The organism is Paenibacillus sp. JNUCC 35 (assembly GCF_058269095.1).
In genome coordinates this window covers 2,923,199-2,941,481 of sequence record NZ_CM177771.1, presented here as the reverse complement: position 1 = coordinate 2,941,481, position 18,283 = coordinate 2,923,199, and the positions used below count along the sequence as shown (strand labels likewise).

Below are 18,283 nucleotides of genomic sequence, written 5' to 3'. Positions count from 1 at the left end.
TCGACCCCTCATTCTATCCCTTGCAATACATGGAAATTGGTTTTATTATACCTTGACTGATAATGATTATCAATAAAAGACCGTTATCGTGCAAGCTTTTTTCATCACCGGGTGAATCTTTTCGAACGTTAAGCAAACAAACCCTAATAACCTGTCCCATAGGGCGGTTTATTAGGGTTTAGAGACCTTTTTAAGAGGGCTTATTTTATTTCTTCCTTGAATTCCCTCACGCTTTCAGCGATTTCTTTGAATTTGGTATGGTGTAAATAATGGGATCCGTCCATTGTTATTACTTTTCCATGTACTGAATCTTTTATTTGCCCTTCATGCAGAGGTATCCATCCTTCTACACTTGTATTATTCGCTTGTACAAAGAGAAGAAGGGGAAGATTTTTAGGGAATGTTAAATTTTGAGCCCCCTTAAAGTTAGAAGAAATATTTTTCATTTCATTTAACATCGTGTTATTATTCGCGTTTTTATTCATAATCATCTTCATTTGTTCCTTTGTTTTATCATCAAATAATAAAGATGCATATGGGTCACTACCTACATTCACGATGAATCTTTGAAGGCCTGATTGCTTAAGAAATTTAAACATGGTTAATGGGAATTTAACATCCATACCCGGTTGTGTGGGTACACTGCTATCGATTCCGACAAATGCACTCACCTCGTTTGGATATTTGTTCACATAATCCAATCCGTAAATGCCTGTAATGGAATGGCCCATTAGCGTGTAACGGTCTATATGAAGCTGCTGTAAGGCTTCATGAATTTCACTTACAATATTCTCTGTGCTTCGCTCTTTTTCGGTTCTATCACTTAATCCATAACCGAAAGGGTCAATCGCAACAACTTTGTAGTATGGCGATAATTCATCGATAAGCAGCTTAAAATCAAGTACTGGTGCGGCTGTTCCGTAACCAGGCAGAAGCACTACCGTTTCTTGACCTTTTCCTTGAATTAAAACATTCATTTTTTTCCCATCGACGGTTACAGACTGACCATAGGGTTCTATTTTTCCTTGTTCCGATTTACTAGCGACCTTATCAACAATAAAAACAATGGCTAGAAAAAGTACGATTAATATAGCTATAGCTCCTAATGATTTAAGTATAATTCGAAGTGGCTTACTCATCCTCTTTTTTATTACCTCTGCTTTTAGTTCCATACTCATCTTCTCCTATCTTTATCTGTTTATCTGGCTGCCAAAACGGGTCACTATGGATAGCTTACACGACGAAGATGTACTCCCTATGACGACAATATGAACGGAGTATGAACAAGAATATGATGACTTATTTTATTTCTTTCACAAATTTTCTAAAGTTCTCTGCGATTTCTTTGGAATGGGAACGATATAAATAATGTCCTGCTTCCAGTAGTACCATTTTTCCATGTACAGAATCTTTTATTTGCTTTTCATGCTCGGGTATCCATCGATCCGTTGCTAGATGATTCGCTTGGATAAAGAAAATAACAGGAAGATTTTTGAGGAATGTTGAATTTTCAGCCCTTTTAAAATTAGAATACATATTTTCAATTTCATTTAATTGGTTGGAATTATACATGTTTTTGTACATAAGAATTCTGATTTGTTCTATTGTTTGATACTCATAGGGTAGCTCAGCATATACGTCGGTATCCGGTTTCATTAGCAATCTGGAGAAACCTGATTTTTTGAGTAGTTTAACCGTTTCTATTTCTGAAGATGAAAACCTCTTCTCGCTTAGCGTTGGAACACTGCTATCGAGCCCGACAAATGCACTCACTTCGTTTGGATACTTGTTTACATAATCGAGTCCGTAAATCCCTGAAATGGAGTGGCCCATTAGAATATAACGCTCAATATGAAGACCCTGCAGCGCTTCATGAATTTCACTCACAATGTTCTCTGTGCTTCGTTCCTTATCGGTTAGATCACTTAATCCATAACCAAATGGCTCAACCACGACGACTTTGTAAAAAGGTGATAGCTCTTCTATTAGCGGCTTAAAATCAAGAGCCGGTGCTGCTGTTCCAAAACCAGGCAGGAGCACGACGGTTTCTTCGCCCTGTCCCTGAATCAAAACATTCATATTTTTCCCATCTACCGCTACGTGCTGACCATAGGGCTCTAATCTTTTTTGCTCCGAATGATTGCTGATTTGATTAACTGTATAAACAATAGCTAGAAAAAGCACGATTGCTATAAGGATTGCTCCTATGATTTTAAGCAAAATTTTTAGTGCTTTACTTGTTCTCGTTCCATTCCTCGTTTTCTTTTCCTCTTTTTGTGTCACTTTCATCTCCTCCTGTCCTCATCTGTCTATTGGGCCTACCTTAAAAATCGCCGTTAAGAAAAGCTTATACGACGAATATGTACTCCCTATGGCGACAAAATGAACGGAGTATGAACAAGAAAAAAATGCTACGGCGTCACATGCAAGGAAGCTTGCACATGATACCGTAACATGGAGAATACGGGGACAGCGTTTGACAATCCGAATTAACCATTAGGAATCTAATTACTCTGTCGGCGTTGTGATTGGCAAAGTGACTATGACAGTCGTTCCTCGGCCGGGTTCGCTTTCCACTCGGATGTCGCCTTGATGAAGCGATACGATCTGTTTTACGATGGCGAGTCCCATACCGCTACCGCTATACTTACGACTGTGGGAACGGTCGGCCTTAAAGAACCGCTCGAATATACGCTTCTGGTCCTCTAAGGAAATACCAATCCCCGTGTCGGATATTCGGACTATTACGTTTTTAATATCTTGTAGGATGGTGACGCTAATTACGTCGCCATCCTTGGAAAATTTGATGCTATTGGCAATTATGTTCGTCCATACCTGGTTTAACAGATCATAATCAGCCATTAGGCTAACGGCCTTCAAATTGAGCTCAAAACGGATGTTGCGAGCCGACCATTGCGGCTGGAGCGCAACGATGACCCGTCTGATCTGTTCATCGAGGCTAAGTGTGGTCAAACGAAGTTGCTGTGACTGCGATTCCAGCAAACTCAGCTTGAGCAGGCTATCGCTCATCTTGGACATCCGCTTCGCTTCAGCGATAATAATATCCAGATAACGGCTTCGTTCATGATCTGAGAGACCTACTTGTTTGAGTGCTGAAGCATAACCGGATATCGAAGTGAGCGGAGACTGCACCTCGTGCGACACGTTCGTCACGAATTCCCTGCGCATCTGCTCAAGTTGCTTCAAATCGTGCATCATGTCTTCGAAGCTGCGAGCCAACGTACCCAGCTCACTCGACTGCTTAATATTCAGCTTGACGTTGAAGTCTCCAGCGGCTATCCGCTTGGTTGCTTTTGTCAGTTTTTTGATTGGCCTTACTAAGAATATAGAGGCAACCAGAATCAATAAGCTTCCTGCGATCAACGAACAGGTTGCAAAGATTATTGCCCAACTGGCGACAAAAGTGGCGGAAGGGGGGGCGAGGGTTTCCAAAAACATCGCCTTTGTTCCCATTTCTGTTTTCAACGGCAACCCTAAGAGGACCGAAGCAATACCATTTGGCGTGGCTTGAACAACGCCGCCATCGATTACCTTTTTTAGCTGCTCCATCGTCACAGGGGCAGACTTGTGTCCGTTAAGCTTTCCGTACGACTGGAACTGACCCGTTGCTTCGTAAATTCGAATATGATAGGAATCGAGCTGCTTCATTTCACTCACGAACGAGTCAGCTTCATGTAACGGAAGTGTCTTGTAAATCCGGACGATGTCTTGGCCAAAGTTACGTAAGTTGATTTGCGCGTTTTGGTTTAATTTATCTTCGAATATCCAAGTTGACACAAAAAAAGCAATGACCGTGCCTGCGATGACGCTGACTAGAAATGTCAGGACAACACGTATATATAAGGATCTGATCATTCGCAGACCTCAAGCCGGTAGCCAAGCCCGCGCACCGTTTCGATACGAAAATCGGGTGTAGTCGCGAATCGTTCGCGCAGGCGTTTAATATGCACGTCTATCGTTCGATCATCTCCGGCGTAATCGATTCCCCAAATTTGATCAATCAACTGCCCGCGCGTATAGACTTGTCCAGGTGTTCCGGCAAGCTTATACAGTAGTTCAAACTCCTTGAGCGGCAACGTGAGCGACTCCGTCCCTCTCATTACCTTATAGGTCTGCCGATCAAGGATGACATTGCCGAACTGGATCGTTTGCGTGGAGCCAATCCGGTATCGTTTCAATAATGCCTTAACACGAACCGTCAACTCTAGCGGATCGAATGGTTTCGTTAAATAATCGTCCGTTCCAAGTTCGAAACCTTTCACTTTCTCCCATGTTTCGCCTCTCGCAGTCAGCATAAGTAACGGAAGATCAGGATTAGCTCTTCGGAGCTCCTTACATAACGTCCAACCATCCATAATCGGCATCATAATATCGAGCACGACAAGATCAATAGGCGTCGAGGCATAGACGGTAAGTGCTTCCTTGCCGTCTGCCGCTTCCGCTGTTGCGAATCCGTCGTTGCGTAGAAACAAACAGACGAGTTCTCGAATGTTCGCATCGTCATCCGCAACCAGTATAGTAGGCATCTGTTCCCTCATTCCTGTTTTCCATCCTAGACAGTCGTACATATTATTATACTATAAACAGATTTGATATACCCTTCTCCTATTATTTCTAAAAACGGCATCGTACGTTTCATCTTCACTGTTTGGTAATCATCCACGTGACACCGAATTTATCTACGACTTCTCCATAATAAGCACCCCACGGCTGAAGAGCGAGAGGATACTTGCTTTCGCCGCCCTCGCTTAGCTTGGCATATGCCGTTCCGGCTTCTGACACATCGTCATAGTTCAGGGCAAGACTAATGCTGCGGGTATACGAAACCGGCTCGAAAGAGTCGGACAGCATTAACTTATTCGTACCCGCATGGACAAGGGGGAAATCGACAAAGGAAGTGAATCATTTCAACTATTGTTTATTTTATTAATTCGGTCTTGTAAACCGGCTCCATGGCCGGTGTGTTCTAGATACCGTATCGAATCCGGATTCAAGCTTCCGCATCTCTTTCGCCGCGCAGACATTAATTTAATACCGGGCTATGCTGCTTCCTCACTCAGCAAAGTTGATCTTCCTTAACGGGCATGGTAGTATTTCCCTTATTAAATAAGGTTTTTGTCACAGGGGGAACTTTACATGACCTGGAATCATTATACGAAAGCGTCCGGCTGTAACCGAATTGGTCTCGAATTTCTTCGGCCGCTCCCGATCTTATGAAAGATCGGGCACCGGCAACATCTGAAGCGGATTCTGGTGGCTGCCGGTCCGGTTCCGTGCTCAGTCCGCGTGTGCTGAACCGGATCCTGCTCCAGCGGCAGCTTCTGCTTAGCCGGGCAGATTTGTCCGTGCCGGAAGCCATCCGTCATCTGGTCGGCCTTCAAGCCCAGGCATCCAATCCTCCTTATATCGGGTTATGGACACGACTTGAAGACTTCCGTCACGAAGACTTGTCACAACTGCTCCGGGAACGGCAGGTCGTACGAATCGCTCTGATGCGCTCCACCCTTCACCTGGTTACAGCTCACGACTGCCTTGGCCTGCGCCCGCTTCTGCAGCCCGCGCTGGATCGCGGCCTGAAAGGCTCTTACGGCCGAAAGCTTGCCGGGCTGGACATTGGAGCGATTGCAGCTGCCGGAAGAACGCTGGCCGAGCAGGAACCGCGTACGTTCAGCGAACTGGGATCGCTTCTGGGCAACCAGTGGCCGGACACAGACCCTGCCGCGCTCGCGGCCGTCGTCCGCACACTCGTGCCGCTTGTCCAAGTGCCGCCACGTGGAATCTGGGGCGTAGGGGGCCTCGCCGCCCACACGCCTGCCGAGACATGGCTCGGCAAGCCACTCCAGGCCAGTACTGGGCCGGACGAAATGCTCCTTCGCTACCTGACCGCATTCGGCCCTGCCACCGTGCAGGATATGCAGGTCTGGTCTGGACTGACTCGCCTGCGCGAAGCGGTAGACCGTCTCCGTCCGAGACTGATGACGTACCGCGACGAGCATGGAAGCGAGCTGTTCGACGTGACCGGATTGCCGCTCACGGACCCGGACAGCCTGGCTCCGCTGCGTTTCCTGCCGGAGTTCGACAACATGCTGCTGTCTTATGCCGATCGGAGCCGCATTATAGCGGAAGAGCACCGCTCCCGAGTCTTTACCGTCAACGGTATCATCCGGGCCACCGTGCTTGTCGACGGTTTCGTAAGCGGTACCTGGAAGGTTGAACGATCCCGCAGTTCAGCAATCCTGGTCATAGAGCCCTTCAAGCCACTGTCCACGGAGATCCAAACGGCTTTGGCCGAGGAAGGCTCCCGGCTCCTCCGGTTTATTGCGGAAGATGCGGAAACATACGATATCCGTTATGTTAAGCCTGAATAAGGCCCTGATCTAAAAAAGCTGACCACATCACTCCGAAAGTGTGATAGGGCCAGCTTTTTACTTTAAAACAAGATCGAAAAGAAAAACCGCAGTCCCAGCACTTCGTCTCCGTCTTCTTGAAGGACACCACCATAATCAGTGGTCTTGCCGACATTCTCGTTCACGATCCCCTTTTTGCAGATCGCTGCTCCAACCATTCCAGAAATTGATCCGGCGTGTGCACGTTATCGTCTAGAACCGCGGTATAAATGTCATAACTCCTCACGATTTTGCCATATTCAGCACGTTGGGCCCATATACTCTTGATTCTGAGGATGGAATGACGCCTTTCCGGAGTTAGGCGTTCAGGCATTGTCTTAATATGTCCAAGATCTGGCTGCCTTTCCGGTTCATCGATAAACCAGATGTCTAGCTTCCAATCCTTTTCTTGCCCAGACCTATATTTCAGGCCAAGGTACAACCCGTCAGGATAGGTTGGATCCGTGTTCCAAGTGCCAGAGTCGTTAATAAATTTCAGCTCCCGCACGCCCGTACGGACCATAATTTCCGAAGCAATCTGAGCTACAACATTTTGATCGAGCCGCGAACAGATTACCGTGATATCCAAATCCCTCCAGACCATCAGCCCGAGAGCTGAACTGCCGACCCGAACCGGCTCCCCCGCTTGGCTTAACAAATCGTTGAGTTTCAGTTCTTCTGCTATCTTTCCTGCTTCAATCTGCAGCGCTTTCTGCTGCAACATCAACTCGTTGTCGGACATTGTCCCCTCTCCTTTATGTTCATCAGCGAACGGAATCTTATGTGTTTTTGTAGGATTTGGTGCGAAGTTTCGGCTGCCGGAGACTCACGGAAATGAAATACCCGGATCATAGCTTACCTGGACTTAGAACCGCTTGCATATTAACCCCGGATAAAAGAAAAAACAAAAGAAGAAGCACATAACAACTGCACTTCTTCTTTGTTGATTCGTTCAAAAGAGAAAATCGTTAATTTCCTATTGCTTGCTTTCGCTTGAATAAAGGGTTTCTTCAGCAACTTGTGCTAAATCCTCTGCTTTCGTACTGATCTCCTGAATCGTTGCGGAGAATTCCCGGATCGCTTTTGACTGGGTATCGGTAAGCGTGTAAATATCGGCAAAAGCATCATTTAACCGCAGCAAAAGTTCTTGAATATTTTTCGTGATGCCATTAATCTGCTCTACATTCTCTTTAGAGCTCGTTGCCAGCTTCCGAATCTCGTCGGCCACAACGGAGAAGCCTCTGCCCACTTCCCCTGCTCTTGCCGCTTCAATGGCGGCATTAAGCCCCAACATGTTACTCTGGTCCGAAATCTCATTAACTGCGGCGGAAATTTTGCCGATCTGCTGCGCACTGGAGCTGACGTCCTTCATTTGGTTGGTAACGTCGGTCACACGGCCGGTAAGGTTCGAAACGGATTGACTGATATCTCCAATGGACGCCGTTGTTTGTTCGACAATTGCGGAAAAGCTTTCGGCCATTTCAAAAAGCCTATTCGCTTTCTCAAGGCTTGTACCCATGCCTACGCCGCCGATAACCCTTCCCTGCTCGTCAAGCAGCGGGATGGCGCGTGCGGCAAGCGGAAAACCAAACAGCTCTTTCGGAACGACTGCCGTTAAAGCTGTATTATTTCGGATCGCATTGGTTACGATATCCCCCTCCATTAGCGGGTCCCCCGGACTGACATTCAGCGAAAAGGTTTTGCCCGGAATGTTGATGATCAGCTTCTCCGTGTCATAAATGCCAATTGTGATGTCGTCGTGATTCAGACTGGACAGCAGTGGAGCTACCTTTACAAAGGCCTTGATCAATTCATGCTGTGTTTGTGCTTCTGCCACGTTACTCATGTTCTCTTCTCTCCCCCAGCCCTTAATACGGGAATTTCCTTTGTCTGTAATTAACCGAAATCCACTTCAGCGTCGTAAATTCATCGAGACTCCATTCGCCGTTCAGACGGCCCAAGCCGGACTGCTTCTCTCCGCCAAAAGCTACAATCGGCTCGTCGTTAATTGTGACATCGTTCACATGGATCATCCCGGTGTGGATCTTCTTCGCCATTTCTACTCCGCGCTCAAGATTGGAGGTGTGAATGGCTCCGCTGAGCCCGAAACGTGTATCGTTGGCAATCTCAATCGCGTCCTCTTCGGTTTCGAACGGGATGATACACACAACCGGGCCGAACAACTCATTTTGAGCAACATCCATATCCGGTTTGACATTTACGAGGACGGTAGGCTCTACCATTCTGCCGGTAATCTTCCCCTGCACCAGCGCAGCAGCGCCCTGCTCGATTCCGCTTGCGATCAGCTTCTCCAATGTTTCGGCTTGACGGTTGTTAATGACAGGTCCAATGATCGTCTGCGGATCGCTTGGATCACCTGTTGTGAGTGTTGAAACCTTCTCCTTGAATTTATCCACAAAATCCGGGTAGATCGTCTTCTGAACAAGAATCCGGTTGGCCGACATACAGATCTGGCCTTGATGCGTAAACCTGCTGAATGTCGCCGCTTGTACCGCGTAGTCGATATCCGCATCCTCCAGGATAATGAACGCGCTGTTCCCGCCGAGCTCCAGCAGCGGCTTTTTGAAGTTTTTGACGGCCAGTTGGCCGATATAACTTCCCACTTTAGTCGAACCCGTGAAGGAAATGACTCTCGGAATCGGATGCTCGACGAACGCATCGCCAATCTCCTTAATATCCGTCACCACAACATTCAACAAGCCCTTCGGCACACCCGCTTCTTCGAAAATTTTGCCGATCAGAGTTCCACCCGTAATCGGTGAATCCTCATGCGGCTTCAGCACCACGCCATTGCCGGCACCCAGCGCCGGAGCAACCGACTTCATAGACAAGAAGAAGGGGAAATTAAACGGACTGATCACCCCAACCACGCCGACGGGGATCCGGTACAGCCGGTTCTCCTTTCCGTCCTCTACGGAAGGCAAAATCTTGCCCTCCATTCTAAGCGGGAACGTGGCCGCTTCCTTAATCATATTTTTCACAAGACCGATCTCAAATGCAGCCTTCAGACGTGTTCCACCTAGTTCTTGAACAATAATGGATGTAATTTCTTCCTCATGTGCTTCTATGTATTTAACCGCATTCTCAAGAATATCGCGTTTTCGGTAAGGATTAACCTTGTCCCATTCCAGCTTCGCTTTGTAGGCAGCTTGATAAGCGTGATCTATGTCTGCAACATCGGCTATTTGAAAAGTGGCGATAACCGCATCATTATACGGATTGATGTCAGGCAGCGATTTAGCGCTCTTGCCGTCTCTCCATTCGCCGTCTATAAATTGTTTGCCTAACTGTTGGAAGTCCATATAATCCCCTCTTTGGTTGTTAATTAATAGCAATATATATATCGACAAGCTGCCGAAAATTGTTAAGCCTCTCGAGATTTACATGTTTGTTCGGGACACCGTCCCAATTGAATCCGTTAGGGCTAATTGCTCGTTTATATGGACACGCAAAACCAGCCTTCCCTCTAAAAGGAAAGGCTGGTTGTCTTCATGCGGCAAGCGCTTGGTTCGGCAGCGGAGGTTTTATTCGTCCGCCCCTATATTCACTGCGGCACCCCGTACACGAGGATCTCCGTCGATATCAAGCGAGCCGATAATGTCCGGCTCGGTCGATCCGGCGTCAATTGCCGGAGAGCCTGGCCGCAGATGAAAATCGCTCGATGCCGCATTTACGAATGAAGGATCGGCAAACAGCGAGTGGGCGTCATTGCCCGTGCCTTTTTTATAGGCGGTGAAACCGTTATACGTCACATTTTTCCATGTCCAGGCCGCATTGGCACTGCCCCCTGGCGCAAAGTACAAATTATAATCCACAATGTTCCCCGAATTCTTCGTATATTCGTTATAGATCAGAACATCCGAGGTACCGGCTACGAAAATATTATTTTTAATGACATTGTTCTGAGTATCGTACTGGACATACAACTGCCCGCTGCCGTCTCCCAAGCTGTCGTTCTTATAGAATGTATTGTTCACAATGACGCAGTTTACCGTCGCTCCCCGCTTCTTGTCGTAACCTCCCATAGCCAGGCCGGTCAAGCGGTTATTGTAGATCATATTACTGCGGACCGTAATACGGCTGGTCGCTTTGCCCGCGTGTTCGGAAGCGATCTCGATGCCGATATCGTTGCCGTAGCTATAGTTCCGCTCGATCAGGTTGTCTTTGCCGCCATCGACATAAATGCCGCCTGCCGCATTGCTGTTGTTCGGAAGCTTTTTGCCGTAAGAAGGGTTGTTATTGGAGGAAATGTTGTATACGCGATTTCCGCGGATGACTCCGTTTCTGGCCTGGTCATACGAAACATCCGGCGCTTTGCCCTCGAAACCGATCACATCGATGCCGATATTGTCGTTATCGTGGATCGTGTTGTTCGTCACGGCGAACGTGTCGACATTCCCGTTGAGAACCAAAGATTCGCTCGATCCGAGCACGAGATTGTACAGCTCGTTTCCGTCAATCGTAAGGTCGTGGATCGACTGGGGAGCTTTCGTCCCGTACACGGCAATGCCGTGGGCGTCCCTTCCCAGAAGGTCGGTTCCGGTCGGAGCGGCCGTGTTCTTGATAGCATGCACTTTGTTGCCGGACAGGTTGATGAAGCCTCCGGCACCATGCACGTAGATGCCGACCGGCATGACATTGCTTTTGGCCGTCGCGAAGTTGCGGACCTCAAATCCTTGAATGTTGACGTAGCTGGCATCGGCGAGATCGATCAGCCCTTCCGTTCCGCTGACCGCAAGTCCCGTACCGTCGATGACGGCGGCCTCCGAATTGTAGGACGCGAACGTGATGGGGCCTTGCTGCGCAGAGCCGGATTTCGTGATCTTCAATTTCTCATTGTACACGCCGCCCCGGACATACACGGTGCTGCCGGGTCCCGCTTGATCCGCCGCATGCTGCAGCGTCTTCCACGGCGTGCTTAACGTACCCGGATTCGAATCGCTCCCGTTCGCTGCCACATAATAGTCGGTGCCTGAAGCCGATACAGACGGCGATTGAGCAATGCCCAGTCCTAAACCAAGCACAGCCAAACTTAATCCCGTTATTAACGTTTTACCGAATTGCACGAATGATCATCTCCCTGTTTGGTTAATAGTCGGACTTTGAATCGCTTCAACGAAACCGCGTATATCTCTGCGAGAATGTGCGGGCCTCACCTCCCTGGCCGGGTTTAGGCGGTTGACTGCTCTTTGAGCAGCCTGCCGACGGCCGCAGTCGTCGGCAGATTGCCCGTTCCCCCGACGCCAAGCGTGGACAGTGCGCCGCACGCGTTGCCGTACTGCAGCAGCTCCTCCCCTTGCAAGCCGTGGAGAGAACCGTAAATGATGCCGGCGTTAAAACAATCCCCGGCTCCTGTCGTATCCCGGGGAGATACCCGGCACGGTCCGGCTGTTGCGACGCTCCCGTCCGGAGCAAGAAGGCTCGCGCCCTTGGACCCTTGCTTGACGGCCACCCGCCCCGCTGCGCTTCCGAGTTTCTCGCGAATATCTGCGATCCGGTCCGCTGCGAAAATATGCAGCGCCTCTTCCTCGCTCGGCATAAACAAGTCCGTTTCCTCCAGCAGGGAACGGATGCCCTCGGAATCCCATTCGTTGCGCACGTCCCATCCCGCATCGAATGAAGTACGCGTCCCCCTGGTCCGAGCCTCTCTGAAAAGCTTTTTCCAGTGTGGCCTCATGCCGTCCTGCAAATAGTAGGAACCGAAATGCAGATGGTCCGCTTCGCGCAGAATATTTTCCGGAATATATGCGGGTACTAACATCGGAATACTGCCCGGATAAGTCAAGAGACCCCGGTCGGATGGAGTCGTGAACGACAAGGTGACACCGGTCTTAACATCCGGCAATACTGTCACTCCATCGGTGTTAACACCCATCCGCTGAAGCTCGCCGATGCAGTAGCCGCCAAGATCATCCTGGCCGGCAACTCCCACGAACCTTACGTCAACCCCCAGACTGGCCAGCGCGCAAGCGGTAATCGCGGAAGAGGAACCGAGCACGGTTTGGAATCCGTCGATGATTTTCTCCCGGTTCCACTCCGGTATTACATCCCTGCCGGATACGATCATATCCGCATTCAGCTCGCCGGCGACGACAACGACCGGTTTTCTCGTGCTTGCGGTATGCATCATTTCAGCACCGGTACGAAGTCCCGCTCCGCTACGTACAGCTCCTCGAACATCTCGCCGATTTCTTCGAGCGAGCATACGGCTGCGGACAAGGGGTCCACCATCAGGGCGTGGCGGGCCATCTCTTTATCCTTGTGGAGCACAGCGTCTACGGCCAGTTCGAAAAAGGCCATATTGGAGCGGCACAAAGCGGCGAGATGCTCCGGCAAGCTGCCGAAATAACAAGGATGAATGCCGTTGCGGTCGATCATGCAGGCCACTTCCACGATACCGCCGGCGGGCAGATTTTTAATCAGGCCGTTATTGGGCACGTTGCCGTAGATGACTTTCGGCTCGTTTTTGAGCATTCCTTCGATAATGATGGCCGCATATTCGTTGCTCGGCTCAAGCTCAAGCGGCCTTTTTCCTTCGAGCTGCTCGATGATTTTCTCGTCGTTTTCTTTGCGCCATATCGGCCAGTTGTCCGCGTAATAGCCGGTCGCCCCGTTGTATCCCGAGCTGCAGTGCCGGTCGATTAACGACTGGCGTTTGCGGTAATAAGGGATGTACTCCGAGAAATGTCCGCTCGATTCCGATACGAACGCCCCCAAATATTTCATCGCGTCGAAGCGCACCGGATCTTTTTTCAGCAGTTCGGGGTCCTGAATTTTCTCACGAAGCAGCGGGTACAAATCTTGTCCTTCATGGGTCAGTTGGACAAACCAGGACATATGGTTGATGCCTCCCGCTTTCCACTGCATCTGTTCGTAAGGCACACCGGCATATTTGGACAACTGCCTGGACGTGTTCTGAATAGAGTGGCACAGGCCCACAACGGGAAGCGTCGTGATGCGGGACGTAAGCAGCGTGACGGCCGACATCGGGTTTGTATAATTGAGAATCGTCGCATCCGGGCACAAATCCTCGATATCCCGTACGATGTCCATCCAGGTGGGAAGCGTCCGCAGCGTCTTAAACAGCCCCCCGGGCCCGAGCGTATCGCCGATACACTGATTCACACCGTATTTCAACGGAATTTCGTATTCGTAGCGGACGGTCTGCAGCCCTCCCACTTCAATCTGATTAATGACGAACCGGGATCCGCCGATTACTTCCCTGCGGTCGGTAGACGCGATTACGTTCCATTTCTTCCCCGTCTGCTCTATAATCCGGGCCACCAGCTTGCGGGCAATCTCCAGCCGTTCCCCGTCGATATCCACGAGTGCGAGGGTTCCTCCCTCTAGACCTTCGATCAGCAAAATATCTGTCGCTATTTCCTGCGTAAATGCGCTTCCCGCGCCGATAATTGAAATTTTGGTCATGGTTGTTCTCTCCTTATTAAGGTCTATTTCATGCCGGTCATCGTCAAGCCTTTAATAAACTGTTTCTGGAAAATGAGAAATACGATGATCACCGGAACCGTTATAAGAACGGCCGCCGACATGACGACGTTATAATTGACGGTATGCGTTCCGTTAAAATAAACGAGAGCCAGCGGCACCGTCATTTTCCGGGTGTCGTCCAATACGATGAGCGGCCACAAATAATTGTTCCATGAATTCATGAAGGTAAAGATGCCGAGCGCCGACAGCATGGGAAAAATAAGCGGGGCGATAATCCGGACCATCAACCGCAGCTCCCCCGCACCGTCTATTCTGGCGGCATCAAGCAAATCCTGCGGGATGTCCTCGATAAATTGCTTGGCGAGAAAAACACCGTACGAGCTGACCAGATTCGGTAAAATAATCGCCAGCAAATGGTTGACGAGACCGAGTTTGGCCGTGATCAAATAAGTCGGGATCATGACGACCTGAAACGGGATCATCATCGTGGCCAGAATGAGCAGGAACAAGATCTTTTTTCCTCTAAACTCGTGTTTGGCGAAAATATAACCGGCCAGCGCGCTCGTAAAAAGAGTCGCTGCCGTAATGATGACAGATGTCACCGTGCTGTTTAGCAGCCATCTTACAAAGGGCGCGTCCATAAGCACTGTGCGATAGCCCTCCAGGCTTGCCTCTTGCGGGAACAAGGTGTGCGATCCGGAGACAATTTCCATATTGCTTTTCAGCGAAGACAGCACCATCCAGAGATAAGGCAGCAGCATTGCACAACCGGCAGCCGCCAGTACCATCAGAATCGCTCCGTCCAGCCATCTGTTTCTGCGTTGCATCTATTCAAGCCTCCTTCAATGTTCCCAATCCGTGCGGCCCCATTTAAGCTGCAGGACGGTCACGGCCAGAATGATCATCAAGAAAACAGTCGCCATCGCCGACGCATAGCCCATGTTGGAGTTGGAGAAAGCCATCTCATAAATGTGCAGGGCAATCACTCTCGTTTCGTTAAACGGTTCTCCCTTAGTCATGATCTGAAATTGGGCGAAGGCCTGAAAATAGGAGACGACCGTAGTCACGGATACGAACAGCATCGTTCTCCGCAGAAGCGGAAGCGTCAGATATCGGAATGAATGCCAGCGGTTCGCTCCGTCCAGGAGAGCAGCTTCGTAATACAGCCCGGGAATGGAATCGATTCCGGCGATGAACAGGACGATATTGTAGCCGACGTCCGCCCACAACGTCATGATAATGACGGAATACAGCGCATAATGCGGGTCGCTCAGCCATTGGACGGGCGCCATATGCAGCTTCTCAAGCAGCATGTTAAACAAGCCGTGATTATAATTGAACATCGTGCTCCACACGATAGCCGTTCCGGCAAGCGGTGCGATCGTCGGCAGAAAAAACACCGTGCGCATTAAATTGCGCAGCCATCCTGCCCGCAGCCGCTGAATGGCCACCGCAATCAGCAGTGTGACGGCAATATTCACCGCAACGGCAACGACTACGAATTTTACTGTCACCCAGAGCGATTTCAGAAAAACCGAATCTCCCAGCATCCGCACGTAGTTCGCCGTACCGACGAAAATCGTGTTGGAACTGAGGGGATTATATTTGAAAAGTGACAGCCCGAGACTCCAGCCGATCGGCAGAAAAGCGAATGCGCCGAATAACAGCAGGATCGGAATCAGCGACAAGTAAATGAACGCGCGCCCGCTCTTTCGGCCTTTGTACTGGGCTGCCGGGGGAATCTTTTGGGTTCTGCCTGCTGCCGGTTCAAGATTCATACTCCGATCACTCCGATCATTTGTGTTGATCCTGATTGTCGTTTATCGATTTCTCCATGCTGCTCAGACCGGCTTCCACGGTTTCCTGTCCGCTTGCCATTAATTGAAAATGATCGCTGATCGCTTTGAAGAAATAATCCCGGTCCGTAATCGGTCCGATCCACTCTCCCAGCGTCAAAATATCCAGCGAAGTTTTCATAAACGGATTGGCCTTGAGAAATTCCGGATTTTCGGCCACATCTCTTTTGGCGGGGACCGTAAACGTGCTCAGATTCCATTGCAGCAGATTCTCATTGGAAGAAACGAATTCGATGAAATCGACGGCGGCTTTCCGCTGTTTGCTTTTTTGTGCGGCTACCAGTCCCCATCCGGATTCGGCCGCGTATAAGGGCGGATTCGCCGTGAAAGACGGCACTGGCACATACTCGAAGTCGTCTGCCTTGTATGTATTCAAACCGGCGGCTATGGACCAGGGTCCGCGATACGTCATCGCCGAACTTCCCTGAAAGAAATAGTCGGAGGTGTCAAGCTCGCTGCCGAACGTCGTGAGATCCGCGACTTTATCGTCTTTGATAAGCGAGATTAGAGCTTCCATCGCTTTTTTCGCCTCCGGCGTCCGAAAGTTCACATGATCGTTTTCGCCCCAATACTTCCCGTTTTGCTGCAAAATCATGGACAAGAACGTGAAGGTGATATTGTCGCTGGACACAAAATCAAACCCTTTCACCTTAATGCCCTTCCCGTCCCGGACCGTCAGCTTACGGGCGCTCTCCACAAGCTCTTCCCACGTAGAAGGAGGCCGGGCGATCCCCCTCTCTTTCAACATTTGCGGATGGATCAGCATGCCCCCGTTCTCGATATTGAATTCGAGGGGAAGTCCGTAAAGCTTGCCGTTCCATGCGTATCCCCCTAGCGGGGCTTTGTAGTAGCCGTCCCGGAGCCGTTCGCCGTCCGGTATTTCCGCCAGCAGACCGTTCGCGGAGTAGACGGGAACCCAGGTGCCGAACATCTCGGCGATGTCCGGAGGATTTTTGGCAATGAAAGAAGCTTTTAACTTCTGAGGGTAAACATCGTAAGGAAAGGATTGATAGTCGATCTCTACTTCCGGATGCGCCGTCTGATAAGCGGCAATCAAGTTTTTATACGCATTCATAAAGGCATCTTCCTGATGGCTCCAAAAAACGAGTTTTACTTTTCCGTCCGGATTTGCAGAATTGTCAGCCGTCTTTTCTTTATCATTCGTGCAAGATGAAACGATAATTAATGCAAATAATAGAGAAATTAATGAAAAAAAGCGGACATTTTTCAATTTGTAACCCCTTTCTTTTTATTTTACCTAGAATTTCCTACGTCCATATAAAAATAATACCTCCACAAAAATGGAACGTCAATAATTATTTTGCAATTTAATTTCATTTTATTGATCATAATTTGCATTTTGTTTGTTCTAATTTTCAGTTGACCTCCGTTTTTATTTTCCTTAACATAGAGAGTAAGAATTTTTGTTCGTTCAATCTTAGATGAAATGAAGGCAGGTCATAGCATGCCCACACTAAAAGATATAGCGGACCGGGTCGGCGTCTCTATCTCTACGGTTTCCCGCGTTCTGGCCGACGATACCAGCCGCGCCTCCCATAGCAAAACACGCCGGAAGATTTGGGACGCTGCCCAAGAACTGGGCTACACGGTCAAGCTTCCCGCACATGAGCCGGTGAAGAAAATTGGCTGTATCGTTTCCACGATGCAGGGACGGCGCTACCATCCCTACTTTTCCGTTATTTTCGAGGGAATCGAGAAAGAATTATCTCTTCACGGCTATCAGATTGCGTTCACTTATACGCAAGAAGATTTGCAAAAACCTGAAATTTTGCAGCAAGTCATCCACAAGGATCAAATCGGAGGCCTAATCATTATTGAAGGCATCGAGAAACAATTGTATGACTATATCCGCAAGCATGTGGAGCATATCGTCGGAATCGACGTGTCCGATCCGGACATTCCTACCATCTCCTATGATCGGGTCGAAGCGGCTCGTACAGCCGTCAAACATTTAACGGATCAAGGCCACAAGGACATCCTGTTTATCGGGGGCACTGGCTTGTCCGGAGAATTCCAGAGGGAGAAGCGCTACCGGGGTTACAAGCTGGCACTGGAGCAAGCCGGTTTGTCGGTTAAGCCCCAGTACGTGCTTAACGCCGAGTGGGAACCGGATCAGGCTTACCGTCTCGTCCTGAATTACATCGACGAGCATAGCGGCCGCCTGCCTACCGCGGTTTTTGCAGCCAGCGATATTATGGCGATGGCGGCTATGCGCGCCATTTCCGAGAAGGGCTATCAAATTCCGCAAGATTTCGCCATTATCGGTTTTGACGACAACGAGCCTTCCCGTTACACGGTTCCTCCTCTCTCCACTATTCATATTCCTACTTTTGAAATCGGAAGTGTCGCCGCAAGAACGCTCCTTCAGGAAATGCAGACGCCGTATCCTCTGCCCGTCAAGATTTTGCTGCCGTTTCAACCTTTATTTCGCCAGTCAAGCGACCGCCGTTTGCAGAAGCTTCAAGACGAGAACAACGCAGCTCGCTAATTACGGCTGTCCGGCAAAAGTCTTGCTCCTCCGCAAGGTCT

Annotated in this window: 16 protein-coding genes; 2 read left to right on the top strand and 14 right to left on the bottom strand. The window is 49.3% G+C overall.

The genetic code is table 11. The features are described from left to right. Positions 1-200: 200 nt before the first annotated feature. The 5 genes from AC2TF6_RS13420 to AC2TF6_RS13400 form a co-directional block, all read right to left on the bottom strand. Positions 201-1,172 carry an alpha/beta hydrolase gene (locus AC2TF6_RS13420; RefSeq protein WP_491311445.1) on the bottom strand — a complete coding sequence of 324 codons (972 nt, stop codon included), beginning with the start codon at positions 1,170-1,172 and terminating at the stop codon, positions 201-203. Between the two features lie 127 nt (positions 1,173-1,299). Beyond that, positions 1,300-2,289, bottom strand: coding sequence for an alpha/beta hydrolase (locus AC2TF6_RS13415; RefSeq protein WP_491311444.1), 990 nt, complete (start codon positions 2,287-2,289; stop codon positions 1,300-1,302). A gap of 219 nt (positions 2,290-2,508) precedes the next feature. Next, on the bottom strand, positions 2,509-3,876 hold the full coding sequence (locus tag AC2TF6_RS13410; protein WP_491311443.1) for a sensor histidine kinase: 1,368 nt from the start codon (positions 3,874-3,876) through the stop codon (positions 2,509-2,511). Then, entirely contained in the window at positions 3,873-4,547 is a 675-nt protein-coding gene (locus tag AC2TF6_RS13405; protein ID WP_491311442.1) for a response regulator transcription factor, read from the bottom strand. Before AC2TF6_RS13405 ends, AC2TF6_RS13410 begins: the two co-directional genes overlap by 4 nt. A gap of 115 nt (positions 4,548-4,662) precedes the next feature. Next, positions 4,663-4,872, bottom strand: coding sequence for a VOC family protein (locus tag AC2TF6_RS13400; protein WP_491311441.1), 210 nt, complete (start codon positions 4,870-4,872; stop codon positions 4,663-4,665). Positions 4,873-5,234: 362 nt separating this feature from the next. On the opposite strand from AC2TF6_RS13400, the gene AC2TF6_RS13395 reads away from it, so the two are divergent. After that, positions 5,235-6,389 carry a winged helix DNA-binding domain-containing protein gene (locus AC2TF6_RS13395; protein ID WP_491311440.1) on the top strand — a complete coding sequence of 385 codons (1,155 nt, stop codon included), beginning with the start codon at positions 5,235-5,237 and terminating at the stop codon, positions 6,387-6,389. A 160-nt stretch (positions 6,390-6,549) separates the two neighbouring features. Here the strand turns inward: AC2TF6_RS13395 and AC2TF6_RS13390 are convergent, their stop codons facing one another. The 9 genes from AC2TF6_RS13390 to AC2TF6_RS13350 all read right to left on the bottom strand — a co-directional run bounded on the left by AC2TF6_RS13390 (position 6,550) and on the right by AC2TF6_RS13350 (position 16,808). Next, complete coding sequence (locus AC2TF6_RS13390; protein WP_491311439.1) at positions 6,550-7,149, bottom strand: hypothetical protein; 600 nt, start codon at positions 7,147-7,149, stop codon at positions 6,550-6,552. A gap of 234 nt (positions 7,150-7,383) precedes the next feature. After that, positions 7,384-8,253: a methyl-accepting chemotaxis protein gene (locus AC2TF6_RS13385; protein WP_491311438.1), complete on the bottom strand. Its 870-nt coding sequence runs from the start codon at positions 8,251-8,253 to the stop codon at positions 7,384-7,386. Between the two features lie 22 nt (positions 8,254-8,275). After that, complete coding sequence (gene yfmT, locus AC2TF6_RS13380) at positions 8,276-9,730, bottom strand: benzaldehyde dehydrogenase (RefSeq protein ID WP_491311437.1); 1,455 nt, start codon at positions 9,728-9,730, stop codon at positions 8,276-8,278. 222 nt (positions 9,731-9,952) lie between these two features. Then, entirely contained in the window at positions 9,953-11,494 is a 1,542-nt protein-coding gene (locus tag AC2TF6_RS13375; RefSeq protein ID WP_491311436.1) for a right-handed parallel beta-helix repeat-containing protein, read from the bottom strand. Positions 11,495-11,598: 104 nt separating this feature from the next. Beyond that, complete coding sequence (locus tag AC2TF6_RS13370; protein WP_491311435.1) at positions 11,599-12,555, bottom strand: carbohydrate kinase family protein; 957 nt, start codon at positions 12,553-12,555, stop codon at positions 11,599-11,601. Next, the gene (melA, locus tag AC2TF6_RS13365; RefSeq protein WP_491311434.1) at positions 12,555-13,856 is read right to left on the bottom strand and encodes an alpha-galactosidase; all 1,302 of its coding nucleotides are present in this window, start codon (positions 13,854-13,856) and stop codon (positions 12,555-12,557) included. The genes AC2TF6_RS13370 and melA overlap by 1 nt, the downstream gene beginning before the upstream one ends. A gap of 23 nt (positions 13,857-13,879) precedes the next feature. After that, positions 13,880-14,704, bottom strand: a complete 825-nt coding sequence (locus AC2TF6_RS13360) for a carbohydrate ABC transporter permease (protein ID WP_491311433.1) — start codon at positions 14,702-14,704, stop codon at positions 13,880-13,882. Positions 14,705-14,719: 15 nt separating this feature from the next. After that, positions 14,720-15,655 (bottom strand): carbohydrate ABC transporter permease, encoded by a 936-nt coding sequence (locus AC2TF6_RS13355; protein ID WP_491311432.1) that lies wholly within the window; start codon positions 15,653-15,655, stop codon positions 14,720-14,722. Between the two features lie 16 nt (positions 15,656-15,671). Further along, positions 15,672-16,808, bottom strand: coding sequence for an ABC transporter substrate-binding protein (locus AC2TF6_RS13350; RefSeq protein WP_491311431.1), 1,137 nt, complete (start codon positions 16,806-16,808; stop codon positions 15,672-15,674). Between the two features lie 390 nt (positions 16,809-17,198). Between AC2TF6_RS13350 and AC2TF6_RS13345 the strand changes: the two genes are divergently transcribed. Further along, complete coding sequence (locus AC2TF6_RS13345; RefSeq protein WP_491311430.1) at positions 17,199-18,242, top strand: LacI family DNA-binding transcriptional regulator; 1,044 nt, start codon at positions 17,199-17,201, stop codon at positions 18,240-18,242. Positions 18,243-18,283 lie beyond the last annotated feature (41 nt).